This window comes from Methylobacterium nonmethylotrophicum, from assembly GCF_004745635.1.
Taxonomy (GTDB): domain Bacteria; phylum Pseudomonadota; class Alphaproteobacteria; order Rhizobiales; family Beijerinckiaceae; genus Methylobacterium; species Methylobacterium nonmethylotrophicum.
Genome location: NZ_SRLB01000004.1, coordinates 97136 through 120598 on the forward strand (window position 1 = coordinate 97136; position 23463 = coordinate 120598).

At 74.2% G+C, this 23463-nt stretch carries 14 protein-coding genes; 9 read left to right on the top strand and 5 right to left on the bottom strand.

Going from position 1 to position 23463, the window contains the following annotated elements; genetic code table 11:
* Positions 1–64 precede the first annotated feature (64 nt).
* The 9 genes from EU555_RS05530 to EU555_RS05570 all read left to right on the top strand — a co-directional run bounded on the left by EU555_RS05530 (position 65) and on the right by EU555_RS05570 (position 17915).
* Positions 65–490, top strand: coding sequence for a hypothetical protein (locus tag EU555_RS05530; protein WP_135413672.1), 426 nt, complete (start codon positions 65–67; stop codon positions 488–490).
* 106 nt (positions 491–596) lie between these two features.
* Positions 597–9338, top strand: a complete 8742-nt coding sequence (locus EU555_RS05535; protein WP_135413673.1) for a hypothetical protein — start codon at positions 597–599, stop codon at positions 9336–9338.
* Between the two features lie 380 nt (positions 9339–9718).
* Positions 9719–10186, top strand: a complete 468-nt coding sequence (locus EU555_RS36625; protein WP_135413674.1) for an RrF2 family transcriptional regulator — start codon at positions 9719–9721, stop codon at positions 10184–10186.
* A 115-nt stretch (positions 10187–10301) separates the two neighbouring features.
* Positions 10302–11762 carry a DHA2 family efflux MFS transporter permease subunit gene (locus EU555_RS05545; protein ID WP_205820794.1) on the top strand — a complete coding sequence of 487 codons (1461 nt, stop codon included), beginning with the start codon at positions 10302–10304 and terminating at the stop codon, positions 11760–11762.
* Positions 11763–11948: 186 nt separating this feature from the next.
* Positions 11949–12959, top strand: coding sequence for a BMP family protein (locus EU555_RS05550; protein ID WP_135413676.1), 1011 nt, complete (start codon positions 11949–11951; stop codon positions 12957–12959).
* 19 nt (positions 12960–12978) lie between these two features.
* Complete coding sequence (locus EU555_RS05555; RefSeq protein ID WP_135413947.1) at positions 12979–14586, top strand: ABC transporter ATP-binding protein; 1608 nt, start codon at positions 12979–12981, stop codon at positions 14584–14586.
* Entirely contained in the window at positions 14583–15656 is a 1074-nt protein-coding gene (locus tag EU555_RS05560; protein ID WP_135413677.1) for an ABC transporter permease, read from the top strand. Before EU555_RS05555 ends, EU555_RS05560 begins: the two co-directional genes overlap by 4 nt.
* Before the next feature lie 4 nt (positions 15657–15660).
* On the top strand, positions 15661–16605 hold the full coding sequence (locus EU555_RS05565) for an ABC transporter permease (protein WP_135413678.1): 945 nt from the start codon (positions 15661–15663) through the stop codon (positions 16603–16605).
* 23 nt (positions 16606–16628) lie between these two features.
* Positions 16629–17915, top strand: coding sequence for an amidohydrolase family protein (locus tag EU555_RS05570; protein WP_135413679.1), 1287 nt, complete (start codon positions 16629–16631; stop codon positions 17913–17915).
* A 152-nt stretch (positions 17916–18067) separates the two neighbouring features.
* Here EU555_RS05570 and EU555_RS05575 read toward each other — a convergent pair whose 3' ends face one another.
* From EU555_RS05575 to EU555_RS05595, 5 genes are all read right to left on the bottom strand, one after another.
* Complete coding sequence (locus tag EU555_RS05575; RefSeq protein WP_135413680.1) at positions 18068–18892, bottom strand: ABC transporter substrate-binding protein; 825 nt, start codon at positions 18890–18892, stop codon at positions 18068–18070.
* Positions 18893–19051: 159 nt separating this feature from the next.
* Complete coding sequence (locus EU555_RS05580; protein ID WP_245524156.1) at positions 19052–20422, bottom strand: MFS transporter; 1371 nt, start codon at positions 20420–20422, stop codon at positions 19052–19054.
* Positions 20423–20451: 29 nt separating this feature from the next.
* Entirely contained in the window at positions 20452–21390 is a 939-nt protein-coding gene (locus EU555_RS05585; RefSeq protein WP_135413681.1) for an amidohydrolase family protein, read from the bottom strand.
* Positions 21387–22631 (bottom strand): MFS transporter, encoded by a 1245-nt coding sequence (locus EU555_RS05590; RefSeq protein WP_135413682.1) that lies wholly within the window; start codon positions 22629–22631, stop codon positions 21387–21389. The genes EU555_RS05585 and EU555_RS05590 overlap by 4 nt, the downstream gene beginning before the upstream one ends.
* 89 nt (positions 22632–22720) lie before the next feature.
* Complete coding sequence (locus EU555_RS05595) at positions 22721–23461, bottom strand: GntR family transcriptional regulator (RefSeq protein WP_135413683.1); 741 nt, start codon at positions 23459–23461, stop codon at positions 22721–22723.
* Positions 23462–23463: the final 2 nt, after the last annotated feature.

Genomic DNA, 23463 nt, shown 5'->3' on the forward strand with positions numbered 1-23463 from the left:
CCCCAGCCGTCCGACGATCGTCCCCGGGCCGCGGCGCCCGACCAGCCGAGAGAGGTGAGCGACCATGAGCGAGACGAAGACGGCCCCGGGCGAGGCGGGCGAGACCGCGCAGGCGGTCCAGGCCCTGACCGCCCTCCTCGGGCAGAGCCTGACCCAGATCGCGTCGGCCAACCAGATCCAGACCGCGCACGCGGTCGGCCTCACCGCGATGCTGGTCTGCCTGCCCGGCATCGCCGCGCTCGACCCGCAGCGCCTCGGGGCCGTGATCGGCGTCCTGTCGAAGGGGCGCTCCGACGAGGAGGAGTTCCGGCAGCGGGTGATCACCTTCGCGGCCCGGATCATCAATCTCGCGCGCGAGGTGCAGGGTGCCGGGCCCGCCGGGCCGGCTGCCGGGACCATGCAAGAGGCCGGGCAAGAGACTGGGCAAGAGACTGGGCAAGAGACCGCGCCGGAGACCGGCGAGACCGTTCCCCCGACGAGCCTCAACTGAGCGGCGCGCTCCACACCGGCCTGCCCGGCGGGCTGACCGGCACCGGATGAGCCCGCCCGGCGGGCGACATCGATCCAGGAACCGCACCGCCAAGGGAACCCGACCGATGAGCCAGACGCCCGTCCAGCCCTCCACCATCCGCGAACTCGACGACGACACGCTCGACATGATCGTCGGCGGGGTCACGGCGGCGGCCACGGATCCCAAGAAGCGGGCGCAGGACCTGATCCACGAGGATCTCATCGCGCACGATGCGGGCGGGAACCGCACCGACGAGATCGCCGCCCTCGTGATCACCCGGCAGGTTCAGGCGAGCGACGTCATCGCCTATGTCGAGGCGAACGCGGCCGCGGATCGGCATCACTCGGCCGACCAGCAGCTCGTCCAGATCCGGACCTCGCTCCAGCAGCACAATGCGAGCGCGTCCCTGGTCTCGGCCTTCACGACCGAGGAATCGGCCCGGATCGCCACCGGCCAGGCGGCGAAGGATCTCGGCCGGCTGGTCCAGGCCGGCGACATGACCGGCCAGGCGGCGGCCGCCACGATCGAGGCGGAGGCCTCCCGGGCGGGCAGGACCCAGCAGATCACGTCGCTGTCGGACCTCGACCGGCAGGTGAGGGGCGGGAACGAGGCCGTCGAGGTCGAGATCGCGCGGCTGAAGCTCGCCGGCGGGTCCCTGACCGCGGCGATCACCGGCCTCGAAAGCGCGGCGCAATCCGGTCACCGGTCCGCGGATGCGGCGCTTCTCGCGCTGGAGCAGGCGACGGGCGGGTTCAGGGCGGTGGAGGCCGAGATGGCCGCCCGCCTGTCGAGCGGCGCGGCCGCGACCGACCTCGCCGCCCTCGTGAAGGACGGGACCCTGACCGGGCAGGCCGCCATCCAGACCATCGAGGCCGAGGCGACGATCGCCGGGGCGAGCCGGATCGGGGCGGTCACCGGGCTGTCCGGCAAGCTCGGGAGCGATGCCGCCGTCGAGGCCGAGATCGCGCGGCTCCTGCCCGCCGCGAGCGCCGCCGAGGCGAAGGGCGCGATCCAGGCGCTGGAGGCGGGCTGGACGTCCGCGCGCAAGTCGATCGATGCCGGCCTCGTCGCCCTGGAGCAGACGACGGGCGGCAGCAAGGCGGTGGAGGCCGAGATCGCCGCGCGCCTCGCGAGCGGAGACGCGGCGTCCGACCTCGCCGCCCTCGTGAAGGGCGGCAGCCTCACCGCGCAGGCGGCCGTCCAGGCGGCCGCCGCGAAGGCGGCGGCCACCGCCGGCAGCCGGATCGGGGCGGTGGCCCAGCTCGACGTCAGGCTCGGCGGCAACGCCGCCGTCGAGGCGGAGATCGGGCGGCTCCTGGCCGGAGCGAGCGCCGCCGAGGCGAAGAGCGCGATCCAGGCGCTGGAAGCCGGCTGGGCCGCGCAGAAGACCTCCGTCGATGCCGGTCTCGCGGCGCTGGAGCAGGCGAGCGGCGGCAGCAAGGCGGTCGAGGCCGAGATGGCCGCCCGCCTCGCGAGCGGCGCCGCGGCGTCCGACCTCGCCGCCCTCGTGAAGGGCGGCAGCCTCACCGAGCAGGCGGCCGTGAGAACGATCGAGGCCGAGGCCGCGGCGGCGGGCACGGGCCAGATCGCGGCGGCGACCCAGCTCGCCGTCAGGCTCGGCGGCAGCGCGACCGTCGAGGCGGAGATCGGGCGGCTCCTGCCCGCGGCGAGCGCCGCGGACGCGAAGAGCGCGATCCAGGCCCTGGAGGCCGGCTGGGCCGCGCAGAAGCGGTCCGTCGATGCCGGGCTCGTCGCGCTGGAGCAGGCGAGCGGCGGCAGCAAGGCGGTCGAGGCCGAGATCGCCGCGCGCCTGTCGAGCGGCGCCGCGGCGACCGATCTCGCGGCCCTCGTCAGGGGCGGCAGCCTCACCGCGCAGGCCGCCATCCAGGCGAGCACCGCGGAGGCCGCGGCCGCGGCCGGCGGCCGGATCGGGGCGCTCGCGCAGCTCGACGGCAAGCTCGGCGGCAGCGCCGCCGTCGAGGCCGAGATCGGACGGCTCCTGCCGGCGGCGAGCGCCGCGGAGGCGAAGGGCGCGATCCAGGCGCTCGAAGCGGTCTGGACCGCGCAGAAGACGTCGATCGAGGCCGGGCTCCTCGCGCTGGAGCAGGCGAGCGGCGGCAGCAAGGCCGTGGAGGCGGAGATCGCCGCCCGTCTCGGCAACGGCAGCGCGGCGAGCGACCTCTGGGCCCGCGTCCAGTCTCGCGCCCTGACCGATGCGGCGGCCGCCCGGACGATCGAGGCCGCCGCCGCGGCGGCGGGCGCGGACCCGATCGAGGCGCTGGCGCGGCTCGACGGGGCCATGCGCGGCGACGCGGCGGTCCGGAGCGAGATCGTGCGGCTGATGTCCCAGCCGGGGGCGGACGCCGCCAAGGCGGTGCAGGATGTCGAGCGCTGGACGAAGGCGTCCGGACAATCCGTCGACGCCGCCCTCGCGGCCCTCGACGGCATCGCGGGGGGCCACGCGGCGATCCGGTCCGAGCTGGCGGCGCGGCTCGCGAGCGGCGCGGCCACGTCCGACCTCGCCGGGCTCGTGCAACGCGGGGCCATGACGGAGAGCGGCGCGATCACGGCGATCGAGGCGGCGGCTTCCCGCGCGGGCGTCGATCCGGCCGGGGCGCTGACGGGGCTCGACGGCAAGCTCGGCGGCAGCACCGCCGTCGAGGTCGAGGTCGCGCGCCTGGCCCTCGCGGCCGGCGCGGACCCCGCGACCGCGATCACGTCGCTCGAGGCGGCGGTGGCCGCCCATCGCGGCTCCGTGGACGCCGCCCTCGTCAGCCTCGACGGCGGCAGCAAGAGCCGGACCCTGACCGGGGACAATGCCAGCATCGTCCTGACCGGGGCGCGCAGCGGAAACCCGGCGGTGGAGGCGGAGATCGCCGCGCGGCTCGCCAGCGGGGCGGCCGCGAGCGACCTCGCCGCCCTGGTCCGGGCCGGCGCGATCACGGAGAAGACCGCGATCGGGACCATCGAGGCGGAGGTCGGCCTCCTCGGCGGGAGCCTCGTCCAGCCCCTGGCCCGGCTCGACGGGGCGCTCGGCGGCAACGCCGCCGTCGAGGCCGAGATCGCGCGGCTGATGCCGCTCTGGGGTCCCGGCATCGCGACGGTCATCCGGGACTTCGAGGCAGGCGTCGCGGCCTCGGGCCGGTCGGTCGACGCGGCCCTGCTCGTCCTCGACAAGGCGACGGGCGGGAAGCCCGAGATCGCCGCCGAGATCAACGCCCGCCTGGCGAACGGCACGACCGCGGCCGATCTCGCGGCGCTGGTGAAGGCCGGCAGCCTGACCGATGCGGCGGCCGTGCAGACCCTCGAGGCGGTCGCCACGCGCGCCGGGGCGAACCCGCTCACCGCCCTCACGAAGCTCGTCGGCACCATGGGCGCCGGTGCGGCGATCGAGGGCGAGATCGGGCGGCTCCTGCCCACCGGGACGATCCAGGAGCAGTTCGACGCCCTCCGGGCGCTGGAGCGGGCCTGGGCCGCGCAGCGCAAGCCCGTCGACGCCGCGCTCCTCGTCCTCGACCTGGCGCTCGGCGGCAGGAACGAGGTGGTCGCGAGCGAGATCGGGCGGCGTGCATACGACGGCTCGGCCGCCCGCGATCTCGGCGCCCTCGTCCAGAGCGGGGCGACGACCGGGCAGGCGGCGGTCCAGACGATCGAGGCGGCGGTCGCGCGGGGCGGCGGCCGTGCCCTCGACGCGCTCGCCGCCCTGGAGGCGGCGAGCGCCGGCGACGCCGCGGTAGAGGGCGAGCTCGTCCGTCTCCTGCGCGCGGGGACCGTCGACGACGCCCGCGTGGCGATCCCGGTCCTGGAGAGCACCTGGAAGGCGCAGGGCAAGTCGGTCGATGCCGGGCTCCTCGCCCTCGACCAGGCGCTCGGCGGCCGCACCGCCGTCCGGGTCGAGATCGGGCAGCGGCTCTTCACCGGCGCGACGGCGGACGACCTCGGCGCCGCCGTGCGGAGCGGCGCGATGACGGACCAGGCCGCCGCGCAGACCATCGTGGCGGCGGCGGCGCGCCTGGGCGAGAGCCCGGTCGCCGCGCTCGCCCGGCTCGACGGGACGCTCGGCAGCAACAAGGCCCTGGAGGCCGAGATCGCCCGCGCGGCGCTCGCGGGCGGCGCCGACGCCGCGACCGCGCTCCAGACCCTGAAGGCGGCCTTCGCGGCGCAGAACAGGCCGGTCGACGGGGCGCTCCTCGCCCTCGACCAGGCGATGGGGGGCAACAAGGCCCTGGAGGCCGAGATGGCCGCGCGGCTCGCGAGCGGCGCCACCATGCGCGACCTCGCCGCCCAGGTGGCGGGCGGCACCCTGACGGGCCTGGGGGCCGCGCAGCTGGTCGCCGCGGAGGCCGCCGCGGCGGGCATGAGCCCGGCCGCGGCGCTGGCGCGGCTCGACGGGACGCTCGGCGGCAACGCCGTCGCGGGCGAGATCGGGCGGCTGCTCGACCGGCCGGGCACCGATGCGGCCGCGGCGATCCGCGACATCGAGGCCGGAGCGGCCGCCGCCGGCCGGTCCGTCGATGCCACGCTCGTGGCCCTCGATGCGGCGCTGGGCGGCCGGCCGGCGCTCGCCGCCGAGATGGCCGCGCGGCTCGCGAACGGGGCGACGTCGCGCGACCTCCATCAAGCCCTGACCGCCGGCACCCTCGCGGGCGACGCCGTCGTCACGGTGATCGAGGCGGAGGCGACGCGCGCCGGCGTCGGCCAGGTCGCCGCGCTCACCGCCTTCGCGCGGAGCGGGGGCGGTCGGCCGGAAATCCTCGCGGAGATCGCCCGGCAGGTGGGCGGCGGCGCGGCCGAGGCGGAACTCGCCCGGATGGTCGCGTCCGGCGCGCTGAACGCCGAGGCCGCGGCCTCGATCCTGTCGGAGGCGGTCTTCCGCGTCGCCGCCGGTTCGGCCGATCACGCCACGGCCCTCGGCATGAACCTTGAGGCGGCGCAGGCCGTCGCCGCGGCCAAGCTCGACGCCGCGGCGCGCGACCAGGTCGCGGCGCTCCCCGCCGATCCGGGCCAGGCCGGGGCGACGCAGGCCGCCCGGGCCAATCTGGGCGCGCTCGCCGCGCTGCTCGAAGGGGGCCAGTACGCCGTGGGTCTCGCCAGGGCGCGGCGGGTCGCCGCCGCGGCCGGCGGGGCGGACGCGCTCCAGGCCGGCATCGACGCCGCCCTGGCGCAGCCGGACCGGAGCGCCGCCACGACGGTGCTGGGGGTGGAGGCCGCCGCGGCCGTGACCGACACCTCCGTCGATGCGGCGCTGCTGGCCGCCGACCGGGCGGCCGGGGACGCCGGGCCCTTCGCGGCCGAACTGGCGCGGCGCTTCGCGAGCGGGGCGGCCGAGTTCGACCTCGCGCAGAAGGTCGGGGCCGGCACGATGAGCGCCAGCGCGTCCCTCGCGCTGGCGCAGGACGCGCTCGCCACGCTCGCGGGCCGCTCCGCCGACCATGCCACCGTGCTCGGCATGAGCCTCGCCGCCGCGACCGACATCGCGGCGGCGAGGCTCGACGCCGCCGCGGCGGCGCTCGCCAAGGATTCCGCCTGGCAGGCCGCCCAGGCCGTGGGCGCCTCGAACGCCCAGCGGAATCTCGGGACGGTGGCGGGGTTCCTCGAAGGCGCGCACGCGGCCGACCTCGCCGGGGCGGGCCGCATCGTGAGCACGCTCGGCGGCGCCGCCGCGCTGCAGGCCGGCATGGATGCCGCGCTGGCGCAGCCGAGTCCGTCGGCGCCGCCGACGCTGTTCTCCGTGGAGGCCGGCGCGGCGGCGGCCAACGCCTCCGTCGACGCGGCTCTCCTCGCCGCCGACCGGGCGGCCGGCGGGAGCGGGCCCTTCGCGGCCGAACTGGCGCGGCGGCTGGCGAGCGGCGCGGCCGAGGCGGATCTCGTGCGGCTGGTCGGGGACGGGGCGCTCGGCGCCGCGGACGCCCTCAAGGTGGCGCAGGACGCCCTCGGCACCCTCGCGGCCCGCTCCGCCGACCGCGCCTCCGCCCTCGGGATGAGCCTCGGCGCCGCGACCGACATCGTCGAGGCCACGCTCGACGCCGCCGCGGCGGCGCTGAGGGCCGACTTCGCCGGGCAACCCGCCCAGACGGCGAGCACGAAGGCCGCCCAGGCCAATCTCGGGACCCTGACCTCGCTCCTCGAAGGCGCGCACGGGGCCGAACTCGCGAGGGCCGCGCGGATCATCGCCGCGGTCGGCGGGGCGGATGCCCTGGCCAAGGGCCTGGCGGACGGGGCGGCCCATCCGGGCCGGGCCGCCGAGGCGACCGCCTTCGGGTCGATCGCGAGCGGCGTGGACGACGCCGGCCGGATCACCGGGAGCCTGACCGTGTCCCAGGTGGCGGCGCAGATCGAGACCGCCGCCTCCGCCGCCGCGGTCTCGGGCATCGGGCGCCTGGAGGCGCTCGACCTCGCGCTCGGCGGCAGCAAGGTCGTGCAGGACCGGATCGCCGCCCTCGGCAAGGCCGGCCAGGACGCCACCGCGGCGATCGGCGTCGTCGAGACGATGGCGCCCGGCCTCCACGCCGATCCCGTCGCGGCCCTGTCAGCCCTCGACAAGCTCCTGGGCGGCAACGCGGCGGTCGCGGATGAGGTCGCGGCCCGCAAGGCGATGCAGACGACCTTCGACATGGGCATCGGCGGCGGCACCAAGGCCCTGATGGACCTCGCGAACAAGGGGAACGCGGCGGCGACCCGCGCGCTCGCGGACGCGCTCCTCGACGGGCGGGCGGAGGCCGACCTGGCGCGCGAGATCGCCGCCGGACACCTGTCGGGCGCGGAGGCCCTGGATCGCGCGGACGAAGCCGTCGCGCTCGTGCAGAAGGCGGGGCCCGGGGCCGGTGCGACGGTGCTGCCGGGGCTCTTCGAGGGCGGGGTCGTGGTCTCCCGGCTCTATGCCGAGGCCGCCGCGCTGGCGCACACCCTCTCGCAGGCCAAGCAGGGCGGGTCGACGGCCGACAAGGCGCCCGTCTCGCCGGCGGCCACCTACACCTCCCTGGCCGTAGCGGGCCCGGGGACCGCGCCGACCCCGATCCAGACCCCACCGGCGTCGGGTCGTGCCACCCCGAGCGAGGAGTTCGGCTTCCTCCGGAGTTCGATCGAGACGCAGTACGGGGTGGCGATGGCGACCGGCGGCAGGATCGTGCCGGTGGTCGAGGCGCTGGGCGGCGAGGTGGCGTCGCTGGCGCTCGCGACGGGCGCCCGGCTCGCCACCGGGGACGCGGCGACGAGCGCCGCCCGGCAGGGCGACCTGATCGCCGCGCTGGAGGGGGCCGCGGCCTCCGCCCACGTCTCGACGGACGCGGCGCTGGCGCTCGCGAGCTTCGCGGCCGCGGGGCTCAGCGAAGGCCTGAAGATCGAGATGACGGGCCGGCTCCTGAGCGGCAAGGCGGAGGTCGACATCGCGACCCTGGTGGCGCACGGCCAGATGCGCGGCGATGTCGGGCTCTCGGTCCTCCTCAACGCGGTGAACGCCCTCGCCTCCGCGAATGCCGGCCAGAGCGCTCTCGGCTACGACGAGACGACGGCGGGCCAGCTCGTGGCCGCCAAGCTCGACCTCGCGGCGGTGGCGGTCGGCCAGGCCGAGGCGGCCGCCGCGAAGGCCGGCGGCTTCGGCGCCGCCGATCACCTGGCCGCGGCGAATGCGGCCGCGGGCCTGCGCGACAGGCTGGAAGCGACGAACGGGGTCGGGATCGTGGCGGGGCTCGGGGCCGAACTCGGCCTCATCGCGGGGACGGCCGCCGATGCCGGCACCCGCGCGGAGGCCCAGACCATCTCCGAGGTCATGCAGGCCCTGATGCCCAAGGTCATCGCGGCGGAGATCCGGGCCAACCCGGGCTCGGGAACCAGCGCGGCGGCCCTGCTCCCGGGCCAGTCCGTCCCGGAGCCGACACCCGAGCAGGTGGCGCAGCAGGCTTTCCAGATCAGCAACGACCTGCTGACCGACTTCCACGACAAGTACGCGCAATCGCGTCAGATCGACTACTTCCGCAAGAACGCCGCCGAGGCGGACAGCAAGGGAACGAACGACCCGAAGAAGGAGGGACTCGAGAAGAGCATAGACGTCACGCTGAAGACCCACACCTTCCTGTCCGAGAGCGCGGCGGCCGGCGTCGCCGCGCAGGCGACGGCGGATCTCGGATCCGGCATCATCGGCACGGTGCTGGCCCAGGCCGGGGCCTCGGCCGCGGCCGCCGTCACGGCGACCGGCGTGAGCGTCCACGCGACGGCCATCGCCGGCACCAGCGCCACGCTCGATCTCGGCGGCCACGCCAGCGTGAAGGCCTTCGCGCAGGCGCTGGCGGACGGGGACGTGACGGCCGGCATCACGGGCATCAAGCTGAAGGGCTACGTCGGCGTCCAGAGCGGCGTGACGGCGACCCAGAGCGAGCAGGGCACCCTCGCGGGCGGGCTCGACGGCGTCCAGACCACGACGCTGATGGCGATCGTGAGGGCGGATGCCAGCGCGGCCGCCTCCCTCGGCCTGACCGGCGCGGAGGTCAAGTACGGCGCGCGCGCCGGCGCCTACGTGTCGGCGGGCGAGGAGGGGACCCTGTTGTACAAGGGCTACGAGGCATCGGGTGGGGCCGCCATCGCGTCGCCCGGAGCCACCGGGCTCGACGCCAACATCAAGGTCGGCGTCGACGGCGGCAACATCGCGTTCGGCATCGACGCGTTCATCGGGCTCGCCCTGTTCGGGGCGGAACTCAAGTTCGACCTCAAGCTCCCCACCGCGGACGTCGTCGCCGCCTTCAAGAAGGCGGGCTCGGCGTTCGAGGAGGCCGGAGGCAAGATCGAGCACGGGTTTGACGACGCCTGGAAAGTCCTCAAGAGCCCGTTCTGATGACCCCTCGCGGTTTGCGGACGCTCCTGCGCAGACCGCATCACGCGATCACCGCCTCGCGGGTCCCAACGCCGAGCGGGACGGTGCCCGCGATGCATCCGGGGGACCGGACCGGCCGGGGCACCGGGACCTGTACCGGACGCAGGCCGGCGGAGTCGCACGCATGCAGGCACGAGGCGTCAGGCAACCGAGGTCGCCGCGTCGCAAACGGGGCGCGCCCGTGCCCTCCTCAGGCGGCCGTCACTTGCGGGGACGCGCCGGCCGGCTCGATGTCTCGCGCGTCCGGGACGTCGTGACACCGCGCCCCGGGACATGATCCTCGCGGGCGCGAGCCGCGCGTCTCGCTTGACCTCTGAAACCAGAACCGAGATAGTTCTGTTATGGCAGCAAACAGCCTCCTTGCGAGCGCCGTCCAGGCTCTCTGCGTCGTCGCCTGGCGGGGTGCCGAGGGTGCGAACGCGGAACTGCTCGCGAGGAGCCTCGACACGAACCCGGTGGTCGTCCGTCGCATCCTGAAGACCCTGGAGCGCAGCGGCCTCGTTCGCCTGCGGCCGGGGCGGCATGGCGGCGTCGAGCTCTCGCGCTCCCCGGCGGAGATCTCGCTGGAGGAGATCTACCGCGCCGTCGAGCCCAACGGGGCGCTGTTCGCCTTGCGCGAGCGCGGCAACCCGCGCTGTCCGGTGCAGCAGGCGATGGCCCGCGCGCTGCCGCCGCTGTTCCAGGCTGCCGACGAGGCGGTGGCGGAGGTGCTCCGGCGAACCTCTCTCGACATCCTGGCGGCACAGGTTCCGCCGCCCGGCCAGGCAGGATTCGCAGAGGCGGCCGCCGGTCCTGCGGTCAACACCTGAGGCGAAACGAGACGCCAAGCGGACGAAGCGCGGGCCCGCCCGCGCAGGTCAGCTTTGGAAACCGGACTGCCGCGCAGAAAACAAAACGTACCCAGTTACGTATCGGAGGTGTGACGTGACCGCCCACCCACTCGTTCCGCCGCCCACCCGGGATCCGTTGGCGCCCGGGCACGCCGCGGCCCAAGGCGCGGCCTCTCCCCCGGCGCGGCCGATCCGGCCCGACCAGGTGCTGGCCATCGTCTGCGTCGGCATCGTGCTGGCCAACCTCGACCTGTTCATCGTCAACGTCGCGCTTCCCGATATCGCGCGGGACTTCACGGGTGCCGACCTCGCGGGCCTGTCCTGGATCCTGAACGGCTACGCCATCGTCTACGCCGCGCTCCTGGTCTTCTTCGGCCGCCTCGCCGAGCGGCACCGCCGCGACCTGAGCTTCCTCCTCGGCGTGGCCCTGTTCACGCTCGCCTCGGCCGCCTGCGCGGCGGCGACGAGCGTCGCGATGCTGGTCGCGTTCCGGGTGGTCCAGGCGGCCGGCGCGGCCCTGATGACGCCGACCTCGCTCGGCCTGCTCCTCGCGGCCTTCCCACCCGAGCGGCGCGGCCACGCGGTCCGCACCTGGACGGCGATCGGCGGGTTCGCGGCGGCGCTCGGCCCCGTCGTCGGCGGCTTCCTCGTGGCCTGGAGCTGGCGCTGGATCTTCCTCGTCAACGTGCCGATCGGCGTCGTGGCCCTCGTCGTCGGCCTGCGCCACCTGCCCCCGGTGCCGGGGCATGCGGCGCGCCGGCCCGACGCCTGGGGGGCCGCCCTCGTGACGCTCGGCATCGGGGTCCTGACCTACGGCATCATGAAGACGCCGGAGTGGGGCTGGGCGTCCTGGCCGACGGCGCTCACCCTCGGAGGGGCGCTCCTGCTCCTCGCGCTCTTCGTCGCCGATTGCCTGCGCTCCGAGAACCCGTTCATCGACCCCGCGCTCCTGCGCATCCGGCCGTTCACCGGGGCGGTCCTGGTCCTGGCGCCCTACTCGGTCGCCTTCGGGGCCATGCTCCTGTCGATCGCGCTGTGGCTGCAGGACGGCTGGGGCTGGTCCGGCCTCAAGGCGGGCCTCGCCATCGCGCCGGGCCCGTTCCTGGTGCCGGTCACCTCGCTCCTCCTCGCCGGGCGCCTCATCGCGCGCATCGGTCCCGCTTCCGTCGTCGCGCTCGGCGTCGCGCTGTTCGCGGCGGGCATGGCGTGGTGGGCAATGGTGCCGGGGCTCGAGCCGAGCATGCCGGTCGCCGTGACCGGCATGGTGCTCTCGGGCATCGGCGTGGGGCTCACCTTCCCGACGGTGATGGGCGCCGGGACCGCGGCCTTGCCGGCCTCCGCCTTCGCCACCGGGTCGGGCGTCCTCAACATGATCAGGCAGACGGCCCTCGCGCTCGGCGTCGCCATCTTCGTGGCCGTCATCGGCGCGCCGGACACGGCACTCGGCCGGCTCGCCGCCTACGAGCGCGCCTGGTGGCTGACGGCGGCGATCACGCTCGTGGCCCTGCTCCCGCTTCCCCTTCTCAGGACGAGGTCCTCCGGGCGGGCCGGGTGAGCCGGAGCGGTTCGGCATGACGCGGCCGCGCCTTGCGGTCGCGTCCACGGCACGTCTCTCCTGTCGTCGGTGCCGATTTCGAGCACAGGACTGCTCAAAGATGGGCCTTGTCCACGCCGGATGGTCATGGTCCTCTCCGGGCGGGAAGGCTGTGCCACGGATCGTGGCCTTGATGCGGGGCGTGCGATGGATCTCGACCGGCTGAGCGGGAGCCGCAGGAGGGTACTGGCCGGGATCGGCGCCGCCGGGATCGCCGGCCTGATGGGCGGTCCGGCCCGGGCCGCCAAGGCGCGACCGGTCTCCGTCGCCCTGGTCGCGTCCGTGCCGATCGAGCAGCAATGGGTCAGCCGCATCCACCTCGCCCTGAAGGCCGCGGTCGCGCGGGGCGACATCGCCTACGTCTATTCCGAGAACGTCGCCAACACCGATGCCGAGCGGGTGATCCGCGAATACGCCGAGGCCAAGAAGGACCTCGTCATCGCCGAGGCCTTCGGCCTGGAGCGGCCCGCGCGCAAGATCGCGACCGACTACAAGGGAACGGCCTTCCTGATGGGCTCGTCCTTCCCGGCGCAAGGGCCGAACTTCTCGGTCTTCGACAACTACATCCAGGACGCCTCGTACCTGACCGGCATCGTGGCCGGCAAGGCGACGAAGTCGAACGTCATCGGCATGGTCGGCGGCTACGCGATCCCGGAGGTCAACCGGCTGATGAACGCCTTCATGGCCGGGGCCAAGTCGGTCAACCCGGACGTCAGGTTCCTGGTCTCGTTCATCAACTCCTGGTACGACCCGCCCAAGGCCAAGGAGACGGCCTTCGCGATGATCGAGCGCAAGGCCGATGTGCTCTACGCCGAGCGCTTCGGCGTCTCCGATGCCGCCAAGGAGCGCGGCGTCAAGGCGATCGGCAACGTCATCGACACGGCAGGCCAGTATCCCGGCACGGTGATCGCGTCCGCGCTCTGGCACATGGAGCCGACCATCGACCGGGCGGTCGCCAAGGTGATCGACGGGAGCTGGAGCGCGGAGGATTACGGTCCCTGGAGCGGCATGGCCAAGGGCGGCTGCTCCCTCGCCCCGCTCGACCCCGGCCTGGTGCCGCAGCCGGTGATCGACCAGGTGCGGGCGCGGGAGGCGGAGATCCGCTCGGGTGCCTTCAAGGTCGCCATCGACGATTCCGAACCGAAGCCGACCGCCTGACGTGGCGGGAACGGCCGCCATCGACGGGGCCGTCGACGGCACCCGGGCGCCGCGCCCCGTCGCCCTCGAACTGCGCGGGATCACCAAGCGCTTCGGCCCGCTTCTCGCCAATGACGGCATCGATCTCACCCTGCATCGGGGCGAGATCCTGGCGATCCTCGGCGAGAACGGGGCCGGCAAGACCACCCTGATGAACATCCTGTTCGGCCACTACACCGCCGATGCCGGCACGGTGCGGGTGGCCGACGCGGCCGGTCGGCTCGTGCCGCTGCCGGCGGGGCGGCCGCGGGCGGCGCTCGCCGCCGGCATCGGCATGGTGCACCAGCACTTCACCCTGGCCGAGGCCCTGACCGGGCTCGACAACATCACGCTGGGCACCGAGCCGCTCTGGCGCCTGCGCCGCCGCATTGCCGAGGCCCGCGACCGGCTCGCGGCGCTGATGGCGCGGGCGGGCCTGACCGTCGACCTCGCCGTGCCGGTCGGCACCCTCACGGTCGGGGAGCGTCAGCGGGTCGAGATCCTGAAGGCGCTCTACCGCGACGCGCAGGTGCTGATCCTCGACGAGCCGACCGCCGTGCTGACGCCGGCCGAGAGCGAGGGGCTGTTCTCGGTGCTGCGGGCGCTGGCCGCCCAGGGGCTGGCGATCGCCTTCATCTCGCACAAGCTCGGCGAGGTCGCGGCCGGCAGCGACCGGGTCGCCGTGCTGCGGGCCGGCCGCAAGGTCGCCGAGCGCGCCACCGCGGGGGCCGACCGGGCCGACCTCGCCGCCCTGATGGTCGGCCGCGCGGTGGCCCCGGTGCGCCGGACCGCCCGCCCGCCGGGGCCGGAGGTGCTGGCGCTGGAGGGCGTGGCGGTGGCAGGGCCCGACCTGCGCAGCCGCCTCGACCGGGCCGACCTCGTGGTGCGGGCGGGCGAGATCGTCGGCGTCGCGGGCGTGGCCGGCAACGGCCAGGCGGCGCTGGCGCGCCTGCTCTTCGGCCTCGCCCGGCCCAGAGCCGGGACGGTGCGGCTGCAGGGCCGGGTCGTGACCCGGTTCGATCCGACCGAGGCGATCCGTGCCGGCATCGGCCGCATCCCGGAGGACCGTCACCGCGAGGGGGCGGTCGGCGCGATGAGCGTGGCCGAGAACGTGGCGATCGAGGAGATCCGCGGGCCCTTCCAGCGCCTCGGCTTCCTGCGGCGGCGTGCCATGGCGGCGCGGGCGCGAGGAGCGATCGAGGCCTACGGCATCCGCTGCCCCGGCCCCGACGCGCCGATCCGCCTCCTCTCCGGCGGCAACATGCAGAAGGTCATCATCGCCCGGGCGCTCGACGGCGCGCCAGCCCTGATCGTCGCCGCGCAGCCGACCCGCGGGCTCGACGTCGGGGCCGTCGCCGAGATCCACCGCCGCCTCCTCGAGGCCCGTGGGCGGGGTGCGGGCATCGTGCTGATCTCGGAGGACCTCGACGAGGTGTTCGCGCTGTCCGACCGCATCGCCGTGATGGCGCGCGCCCGCCTCTCGGCGGCCCTGCCGGCCGAGACCCTCGACCGGACCCGCCTCGGCCTGATGATGGCCGGCCAGGCGGCCGAGCACGGGGAGGCGCAGGAGCGTGGGCAAGACCACGCGCGCGCGAGGCAGCCCGCATGATCCGCCTGGAGCCCCGCGGCACCCCTTCCCGGAGCCTCGCGCTCGCGGTGCCCGCCTGCGCCGCCCTGGCGGCCTTAGGCCTCGCTGCCGTGCCGCTGATGCTGGCCGGCGCTCCCCTGGGGCGGGCCTATGCGGCGATGGCGGAGGGCGCGCTCGGCTCGCGCTTCGCCCTGTCGGAGGTGCTGACCCGCGCCACGCCCCTGATCCTCACCGGGCTCTCCGCGGCGATCGCGTTCCGGGCGCGGCTCTTCAACATCGGCGCCGAGGGGCAGCTCTATGGCGGGGCGCTCGCCGCCATCGCGGTCGGCGCGGGCGCGTTCGATTGGCCGGCGCCCCTCCTGCTGCCCCTGGTCCTCTTCGCGGGCGCGCTCGCGGGTGCCGCCATGATGATCGGGCCGGCGCTCGCCCGCGTGACGATCGGCGCCGACGAGGTGGTGACGACCCTGCTCCTCAACTTCGTGGTGCTGCTCCTGGTGCAGATGATGATCGAGGGGCCGATGAAGGACCCGATGAGCATGGGCTGGCCGCAATCGGAGCCGCTCCTCGAGGCCGCGACCCTGCCCCGCCTCATGGAGAAGACGCGGCTGCATGCCGGCCTGCTCATCGCGCTCGCGGCCGCCGTCCTGCTGCACGGCCTCATGGCCCGCACGGTGGCGGGCTTCGCCATCCGGGCGGTCGGCGAGTCGCCGCCCGCCGCGCGCTTCGCCGGGCTGCCGGTCGGCGGCACGCTGGTCGCCGTCGGGGCCCTGTCGGGGGCCCTCGCGGGGCTCGCCGGGGCCGGGGAGGTGGCGGGGGTGAAGGGCTTCCTCGCCGCCGACCTGTCGCCGGGCTACGGCTATGCGGGGATCGTCGTGGCGATGCTGGCGGGCCTCTCGCCGCTGGGCACGGTCGCGGCGGCCCTGTTCGTGGCCGCGGTCTTCGTCGGCGCGGATTCGATGAGCCGGGCGGTCAACGTCTCGAGCTACATCGCCAACCTGATCGTGGCCCTGTCGCTGATCGCCGTGCTCGTCGCAGGTCTGCTGACCCGCTACCGGCTGCGGCGCGTCGGCAGGCCGGCGGCGGGAGCCTGACGCGATGCAGGCGAGCCTCGACCTGCTCATGACCGTCGCCTTCTGGGCCGCCGCCCTGCGGATCGCCACGCCGCTGATCTTCGGGGTCGCCGGCGCGGTTTTGTGCGAGCGCGCCGGCGTGCTCAACCTCGGCATCGAGGGCATCATGACCGCCGGCGCGATGACCGGCTGGCTCGCGGTCCATCTCGGGGCCGGGCTCTGGGGCGGCGTCCTCGTCGCGGCGCTCACCGGGGCGGGCCTCGGCCTGCTGCTCGCCGTGCTGACGGTGAAGCTCGGCCTGTCGCAGCACGTGAGCGGGCTCGCCGTGACGCTGCTTGCCACGAGCGCCAGCTATTTCGGCTACCGCCTCGCCCTGCCGGCGGCCGCGAGCCCGCCCCGGATCGAGCCGTTCCGGCCGCTCGACCTGCCGGTCCTGTCCGACCTGCCGGTGATCGGGCCGATCCTGTTCCAGCAGACGGCCCTGACCCTCCTCGCCATCGCGGCGATCCTCGCGCTCGGCCTGTTCTTGGGCCGCACGCCCCTCGGGCTCGCGGTGCGGGCCGTCGGCGAGAACCCGGCCGCGGTCGAGGCGCAGGGCATCGACGTCCATGCCCTGCGCCTCGGCGCCGTGGTGGCCGGCTCCGCCCTGATGGCGCTCGGCGGCGCCTTCCTGACCCTGTCGGCGTTCAACGCCTTCTTCTTCGAGATGGTGGCCGGACGCGGCTGGATCTGCATCGCGCTCACGGTCTTCGCCGGCTGGCGCCCCATGAAGGCGCTGCTCGGGGCGGTGCTGTTCGGCGCCTTCGACGCCTTCCAGGTCCGCCTCCAGCAGGCCTTGGGCGGGCTCGTGCCGGGGCAGGTCTTCCTGATGCTGCCCTACCTTCTGTCGATCGCCGCCCTCCTGGTGGGGGCGCGCCACGCCTCCGCCCCGAAGGCGCTGATGCGTCCCTACATCCGCGGCGAGCGATAGGCGGCGGCCAAGGAGGATCCCGCGTGACCCCCGACCTCATCGTCCGCAACGCCACCCTGCCGGACGGCCGCACCGGCCGCGACATCGCGATCGCGAGCGGGCGCATCGTGGCGATCGAGGCGGCGCTCCCGGCGCAGGGCGTGGAGGAGATCGACGCGGCCGGCCGCCTCGTGAGCCCGCCCTTCGTCGATTGCCACTTCCACATGGACGCGACGCTCTCGCTCGGCCTGCCGCGGCTCAACCGCTCCGGCACGCTGCTCGAGGGCATCGCGCTCTGGGGCGAGCTGAAGCCGCTCCTGACGCAGGAGGCCGTGATCGAGCGGGCGTTGCGCTACTGCGACCTCGCGGTCTCCCAGGGGCTGCTCGCCGTGCGCAGCCACGTCGACGTCTGCGACGACCGGCTGCTCGCCGTCGACGCGCTGCTCGCCGTGAAGCGGCAGGTCGCGCCCTATCTCGACCTCCAGCTCGTGGCCTTCCCGCAGGACGGCTACCTGCGCGCGCCGAATGCCGCGGAGAACCTGATCCGGGCCCTCGACCGCGGCGTCGAGGTGGTCGGCGGCATCCCGCATTTCGAGCGCACGATAGAGGACGGCGCGGAGTCCCTGCGGCGTCTCTGCCGGATCGCCGCCGAGCGGGGGCTGATGGTCGACATCCACTGCGACGAGACCGACGACCCGCTCTCGCGCCATGTCGAGACGCTGACCGCCGAGACGGTCCGGCACGGGCTCCAGGGACGCGTGGCCGGCTCGCACCTGACCTCGATGCACTCGATGGACAACTACTACGTCTCGAAGCTCCTCGCCCTGATGGCCGAGGCGCGGCTGCAGGTGGTGGCCAATCCCCTCATCAACATCGTGCTGCAGGGCCGCCACGACACCTACCCGAAGCGGCGCGGCCTGACCCGGGTGCCCGAGCAGCGCGCCGCCGGCCTCACCGTCGCCTTCGGCCAGGATTGCTGCATGGACCCCTGGTACAGCCTGGGCTCGGCCGACATGCTCGACGTCGCCCATATGGGCCTGCACGTGGCGCAGATGACGAGCCGGGAGGCGATGCAGGCCTGCTTCGAGGCGGTCACGACGCAGGCCGCCGCGATCATGGGGCTGGCGGATTACGGGCTCCATGTCGGCGCCTTCGGCGATCTCGTCGTGCTGCAGGCCCGCGACCCGATCGAGGCGATCCGGCTGCGACCGCCCCGGCTGCACGTGGTCCGCCGCGGCCGCGTGATCGCCAGCACGCCGCCGCGTGTCGCGCAGCTCGCGCTGCCGGGCCGGCCCGCGTCCCTGGACCCGGCGCACGGCGTCGGGCCGTGAGACGCGGCCGGGTGCCGCCTCCCGCCCACACCCGACGCATTGATCCCGGATCGTCCTCTCGACCGTGAGGCGGCGAAGGGGACCGTGCCCCCGGTTGTGTCCCCCGGAATGCCGCAGCTGAACGAGGGCGCGAGAGCGGGCGCAAGCGGTCGCTATGGAGCGTCCGACTTCGGCGCGACGGCTGCATCGTGCTGACCGCTGCGTGCAAGCGCGGTCGCGACGAAGCCCGACGCCTTCATCTCCTCGATGAAGCGAGCCAGATAGGCCAGAGCCTCGTCGCGGCCTCTCGGGGCCGCCATGGCCTGCTCGATCACCATGAACCGCCCGGGAAGGACGCGCACATCCGCATGATCGCGTGCGTAGATCTCCAGCGGCTGCCTGACGGAGGCGACCACGTCCAGGCGCTCCCGGAGAAACAGGTCCAACGCTGCCTGCGAGGTCGGAGCGAAGACGCGTTCGGCCGACGTGAGGATCCGCGCAAGATACAGGTCGTAGGCCGTGTTGCGGCCGACCGCGATCCTGGTTCCGGGCCGGTCGACCTGGTCGTTCTCCGTGAGCGGAGACGCCTGCGGGACCATGTACGCCCCCTCGATGACCACGTAGGGCGGGGTGAAGGCGATCGTCTGAGCCCGCTTCGGATCGATGGCCAGGAAGGCCACGTCCCAGGTCTGAGAGCCGTTCAACGCATCGACGACCTTGCCGGCCGTGTCGTAGGTCGTGAACGACACCGGGACCTTGAGCCGACGGCCGAGCTCCCGCGCCAGATCGGCCGAAATCCCGGCCGGCTCCCCATCCGGCCCCTTCTGGGCCAGGACGATGTTGCCGTAATTGATCGCGGCGCGCAGCGTCCCCGTCGGCGCGACACGGCGCGCGATGTCACCCTCGTCCGCTCTCGCCATCCTGCAACCTCCGGCATTGATGACAACGAAGGCTGCGCAGATGGCAACCAGCGCTTTCACGTCAGGGATTCCCGTCATCGATGGCCCGTCCTTTCGGCCGGTCGGCGTTCCGTTCCCGCAGATGGGAGCCCCATCGGACCGGGCGCATCCCCCGGCGGCGACGGCTGATGCCGCGAAGGCGTACAGGGCGACCGTGCGGGTCGCAAGCTTGACCTTGAGCCCTGCGGTCGAGCGACGTCACGCCCCTGCGACCGAGGCGGCGGAGCCGACGGCCCCCGTCCGGGCGCGGCGACGACCGACCCAGAAGACCAGGCCGCATCCCGCACCCGTGAGGGCGCAGAGCGGCAGGAGGGCGACCGGGAAGCTTCCCGTCTGCTCGCGCAGCACGCCGATCAACGAGGTGATCGCGCCGGTTCCGAGATGCGCCAGGGTGTTGATCGCCGCGATGCCCGCCGCGGCCTGGGCCGGCGGCAGGGTCTCGGTCGCCAGCGCGAAGAAGGGTCCCTTGATGGCGTAGTTGCCGAGCAGGACCAGCGACAAGAGCACCAGCGTGATCCAGAGCGAGCCCGTCAGCAGCGTCAGGGCGAAGCTGAGGGAGGTCAGGGCGAGGGGCAGCGCCGTGCTCCAGATGCGCTCGCCGCTGCGGTCCGCCCGCAGGCCCCAGACGATCATGAACACCGAGGCGATGCCGAACGGGATCATGTTCAGCAATCCGGTCTCGAGATTGCTGAGGCCGAACCCCTTGAGGATCTGCGGCATCCAGAGGGACAGCGTGTTGCTGGTGGCCGAGCTGCCGGCGTAGATCACGGCGAGGATCCAGACCTGTCCGTTCGTGAGCACGGCCCGGACCGCGGCGAGGCCGTGCGCGTGCGAGTGTCCGGCCGCGGCGGCCCGACGCTCGGCGTCGAGGCGGTCCGTCAGCCAGGCCCGCTCCTCGCCGGTGAGGAACGTCGCCTCCGCGGGGCGGCTCGGGAGCAGGGCGAGGGCGGCGAGGCCGAGGAGGACCGCGGGCACGGCCTCCAGGATCAGCAGCCACTGCCAGCCGCGCAGGCCCGCCATGCCGTCGAGGGTGAGCAGCGCGGCCGAGAGGGGCGAGCCGAAGAAGCTGGAGAGCGGGATCGCCACCATGAACATCGCCACGATGCGCGCCCGGTAGGCCTTCGGGAACCAGTAGGTCAGGTAGAGGATGACGCCCGGGAAGAACCCGGCCTCGGCGGCGCCGAGCAGGAAGCGCGCGACGGAAAAGCTCACCGGGCCGGTGACGAAGGCCGATCCGATGCCCACGAGCCCCCAGGTGACCATGATGCGGGCGATCCAGATCCGCGCGCCCACCCGCTCCATCGCGAGGTTGCTGGGCACCTCGAACAGGACGTAGGCCACGAAGAACAGGCCTCCGCCGAGGCCGAAGGCCGCCGTGGAGAGGCCGAGGTCGCGGTTCATCGTCAGCGCCGCGAAGCCGACATTCACCCGGTCGACATAGGCGATGAAGTAGCACAGCACGAGGAAGGGGATCAGGCGCAGCCCGACCTTGCGCATCGTGCGGCCCTCGAAGGTGCCGCCGGGATCGGTGGGGGATGGGGTCGTCTGTGACAGGGTGGTCCGTGACATGGGGCTGTCCTCGTCGTCGGGTCCGGGGGCTATCGGTCGAAGCGGAAGAGCTTCGCGGGGGTGTCGCCGAGGATGATCCGGCGCTCGGCCGCGTCCGGCACCCACGTCTCAAGGTCGCGCAAAGCCGCGGCGGGGCTCGCCTGCGTCTCGAACTGCGTGTGCGGCCAGTCGCTGCCCCAGAGCAGCCGCCCGGCTCCGAAGGATGCCCGCAGGCGCTCGGCGGCTGCCCGCGCGGTCTGCCGGCCCGCCTCGCCGCTGCCGTTGCGATAGGCGCCCGACAGCTTCACCCAGACGCCGCCGCCGGCACCGAAGCCCAGGAGCTGTTCGAAGCCGGGATCGGCGATGCCCAGGGCGGGATCGATGCGGCCGAAATGATCGATCACGACCGGGATGCCCGCCGCGACCAGCGGCGGGAGAAGGTGGACGAGCCGGCGCGCCTCGGCCTGGACCTCGATCTGCCAGCCGAGATCCTTCACCCGCGCCAGATGGGTCTGCCAGACGGGCGCGCCGAGATCCGGGTCCGGCCGCCCGATCAGGTTGAGGCGCAGGCCCACCACCCCCGCCTCGGCCAGGTCGCGCATCGTCTCAGGCCCGGCCTCGGGCGCCAGCACGGCGATGCCGCGCAGCCGCTCCGGCGCCTGGCGCAGGGCCGTGAGCAGGTAGCCGTTGTCGGTGCCGAGGAAGCTCGGCTGGATCAGCACGCCGCGGGCCATGCCGTTCCGGTCCAGCATCGCCAGGTAATCGGCGATGCTCGCGTCGTAGTCGGGGGCGTAGCGCCGTTCGCCGGCCAGGGTGAGGGCGCGGGTGAAGACGTGGGCGTGGGTGTCCACCGCCGTGACGGCCGGGGAGGCCGGCTCGGCGGCGCGGGCAGATCCGGGAAGGGCAAGATCGGGAAGGGCAAGCCCTCCGGGAAGGCCGAGAGCGAGGCTGCCCGCGAGCAGGTCGCGGCAGAAGGTGCGCCGGTTCATCGAATCATCTCGGGGTTGGGGACGAGCCCGCCGTCGCGTCGCGCGTCCGGCAGGAGGAGGATCGCGAGGAGGACCAGCCCGTAGGCGGCCAGGGCGGACAGGCCGATCGCCGGACCGAGGCCGCAGATCTCGCTGAGCAGGCCGACGCCGAGGGGCAGCGCGGCGGAGGCGAGGCGCCCGGCGTTGTAGCAGAAGCCCATCCCGGTCCCCCTCAGGCCGGACGGGAAGAGCTCGCTGAACAGGGCCGCCAGGCTCGCCGGGATCCCGGCCGCGCAGAAGCCCAGGGGCGCGCCCAGCAGGAGCAGCACCCCATCGTCGACGGGGACCAGCAGGGAGAGGACGACCAGGGTCATGCAGCTCCCGGCGAAGAGCGCCACCGTCCGCCGCCGGCCGAGGCGGTCCACGAGCCCGCCGGCGACGAGGCAGCCCAGGCCGAAGGCCGCGATGATGATCGCGAGATAGAGGCCGGTTCCGAGCACCGAGGCGCCGCGCTCGGCGCTCAGATAGGTCGGCAGCCACGTGAACAGGGCGTGGAAGCCGCCATGGGCTCCCAGCCCGAGGAGTGCCCCGATCACCGTGGCCCGGCGCAGGCCGGGCGAGAAGATCGCGAGGGGGCCGGCGGCGGCAGGGACGGCCGCGGCTTCGTGGGGCCTCGCCGGTTCGGGCACGGAGCGGCGGAGATAGAGGATGAAGAGCGCCGGCGCGAGGCCGCAGGCGAACAGCACGCGCCAGGCGACCTCCGGCTCCAGCCATGAGAACGCGACGGAGGAGAGAAGCACGGCGGCGCCCCAGCCGATCGCCCAGCCCCCCTGGACGGCGCCCAGGGCCTTGCCGCGGTGCTCCGGCCGGATCGCCTCGGCCATCAGGACGGCACCGGCCGCCCACTCGGCGCCGAAGCCGAGTCCTTGCAGGAGCTTCAGCGCCAGGAGCTGCGTGAAGCTCTGCGCGAAGGCCGCCAGGAAGGTGGAGGCCGCGAACCACAGGATCGTGATCTGCAGGGCCCGGACCCGGCCGAGCCGGTCCGACAGGAACCCGCCGCTCCATCCCCCGAGAGCCGCCGAGACCAGGGTGGCGGTACCGATGAGGCCGGCATCCCCCCGGCTGAGCCCGAAGCTGGCGATCAGGGCCGGGATCGCCAGGCTGAACATCTGCACGTCCAGGGCGTCGAGCGACCATCCTCCGAGACAGGCCCAGAAGGTGCGACGCTCGGCCGGACCGGTCTCACGGTACCAGCGGAACACGGGGTTTCCTCCGTCCTCTTGAGAGGACTAGTCATCTATATGACTAGAGGAACACGGTTCCGGGCAGGCGTCAAGGCACCCCGGGACCGTCAGCGGATGTCGATGCGGTAGCGGAAGTCTGCGGCCGCGCCACGGGTGAGGCGCCACTCGATCGGGCAGCCGTCGAAGCCGAAGGCGAGGCGCTCGACCACGACGACGGGCGCGCCTTCCGCGATGCCGAGGCAGTCCCCGTCCGCCGCGGTCGCGGAGGCGACGGTCAGGGTCTCCTCGGCGCGAGCGACGATCTCGCTGCAGAGCCGCTCGTAGGCCGGGTAGAGGAGGTCGCCGATCTCCGGGAGCGGCACCGTGAGGAGAGGCGCGAAGCGCTCGGCCGGCAGCCAGATCTCCTCGGACAGGATTGGGCGTTCCTGCAGGAGGCGGAGGCGGACCAGTCGGATCGCCTCGGCACGCGCGTCGAGGGCGAGCGCCTCGCGCACGGCTGCGGGAGCCGGTCGGACTGCGCGCGACAGGATCCTGCCTTCCGGCACGACCTGACTTCCGTCCGGCCCGAGGTGCCGGAAGAAGCGGAACAGGGAGCGGTCGAAGCGAGGGCGCCGGACGAAGGTGCCGCGGCCCTGCTGCCGCTCCACCAGGCCATCGGCGACCAGGACGTCGATCGCCTTCCTCACGGTCCCGATGGCGACGCGATGCGTGGCGGCCAGTTCGGCCTCGGTCGGGATCGGCTCGCCCGATCGCCAGACGTTGCGCGCGATCTGGTGTGCGATCTCGTCGCGCAGACGCTGATAGAGCGGCAGGCGAAGGTCGGGTTGAGGCGTCGCGTTCGCTTTCATGT

Coding starts and splice junctions, on each gene's coding strand:
- EU555_RS05585 (WP_135413681.1), bottom strand. CDS start 21,390: ATGAACCGGCGCACCTTCTGCCGCGACCTGCTCGCGGGCAGCCTCGCT.
- EU555_RS36625 (WP_135413674.1), top strand. CDS start 9,719: ATGGCAGCAAACAGCCTCCTTGCGAGCGCCGTCCAGGCTCTCTGCGTC.
- EU555_RS05535 (WP_135413673.1), top strand. CDS start 597: ATGAGCCAGACGCCCGTCCAGCCCTCCACCATCCGCGAACTCGACGAC.
- EU555_RS05565 (WP_135413678.1), top strand. CDS start 15,661: ATGCAGGCGAGCCTCGACCTGCTCATGACCGTCGCCTTCTGGGCCGCC.
- EU555_RS05550 (WP_135413676.1), top strand. CDS start 11,949: ATGGATCTCGACCGGCTGAGCGGGAGCCGCAGGAGGGTACTGGCCGGG.
- EU555_RS05595 (WP_135413683.1), bottom strand. CDS start 23,461: ATGAAAGCGAACGCGACGCCTCAACCCGACCTTCGCCTGCCGCTCTAT.
- EU555_RS05530 (WP_135413672.1), top strand. CDS start 65: ATGAGCGAGACGAAGACGGCCCCGGGCGAGGCGGGCGAGACCGCGCAG.
- EU555_RS05580 (WP_245524156.1), bottom strand. CDS start 20,422: ATGTCACGGACCACCCTGTCACAGACGACCCCATCCCCCACCGATCCC.
- EU555_RS05560 (WP_135413677.1), top strand. CDS start 14,583: ATGATCCGCCTGGAGCCCCGCGGCACCCCTTCCCGGAGCCTCGCGCTC.
- EU555_RS05575 (WP_135413680.1), bottom strand. CDS start 18,892: ATGACGGGAATCCCTGACGTGAAAGCGCTGGTTGCCATCTGCGCAGCC.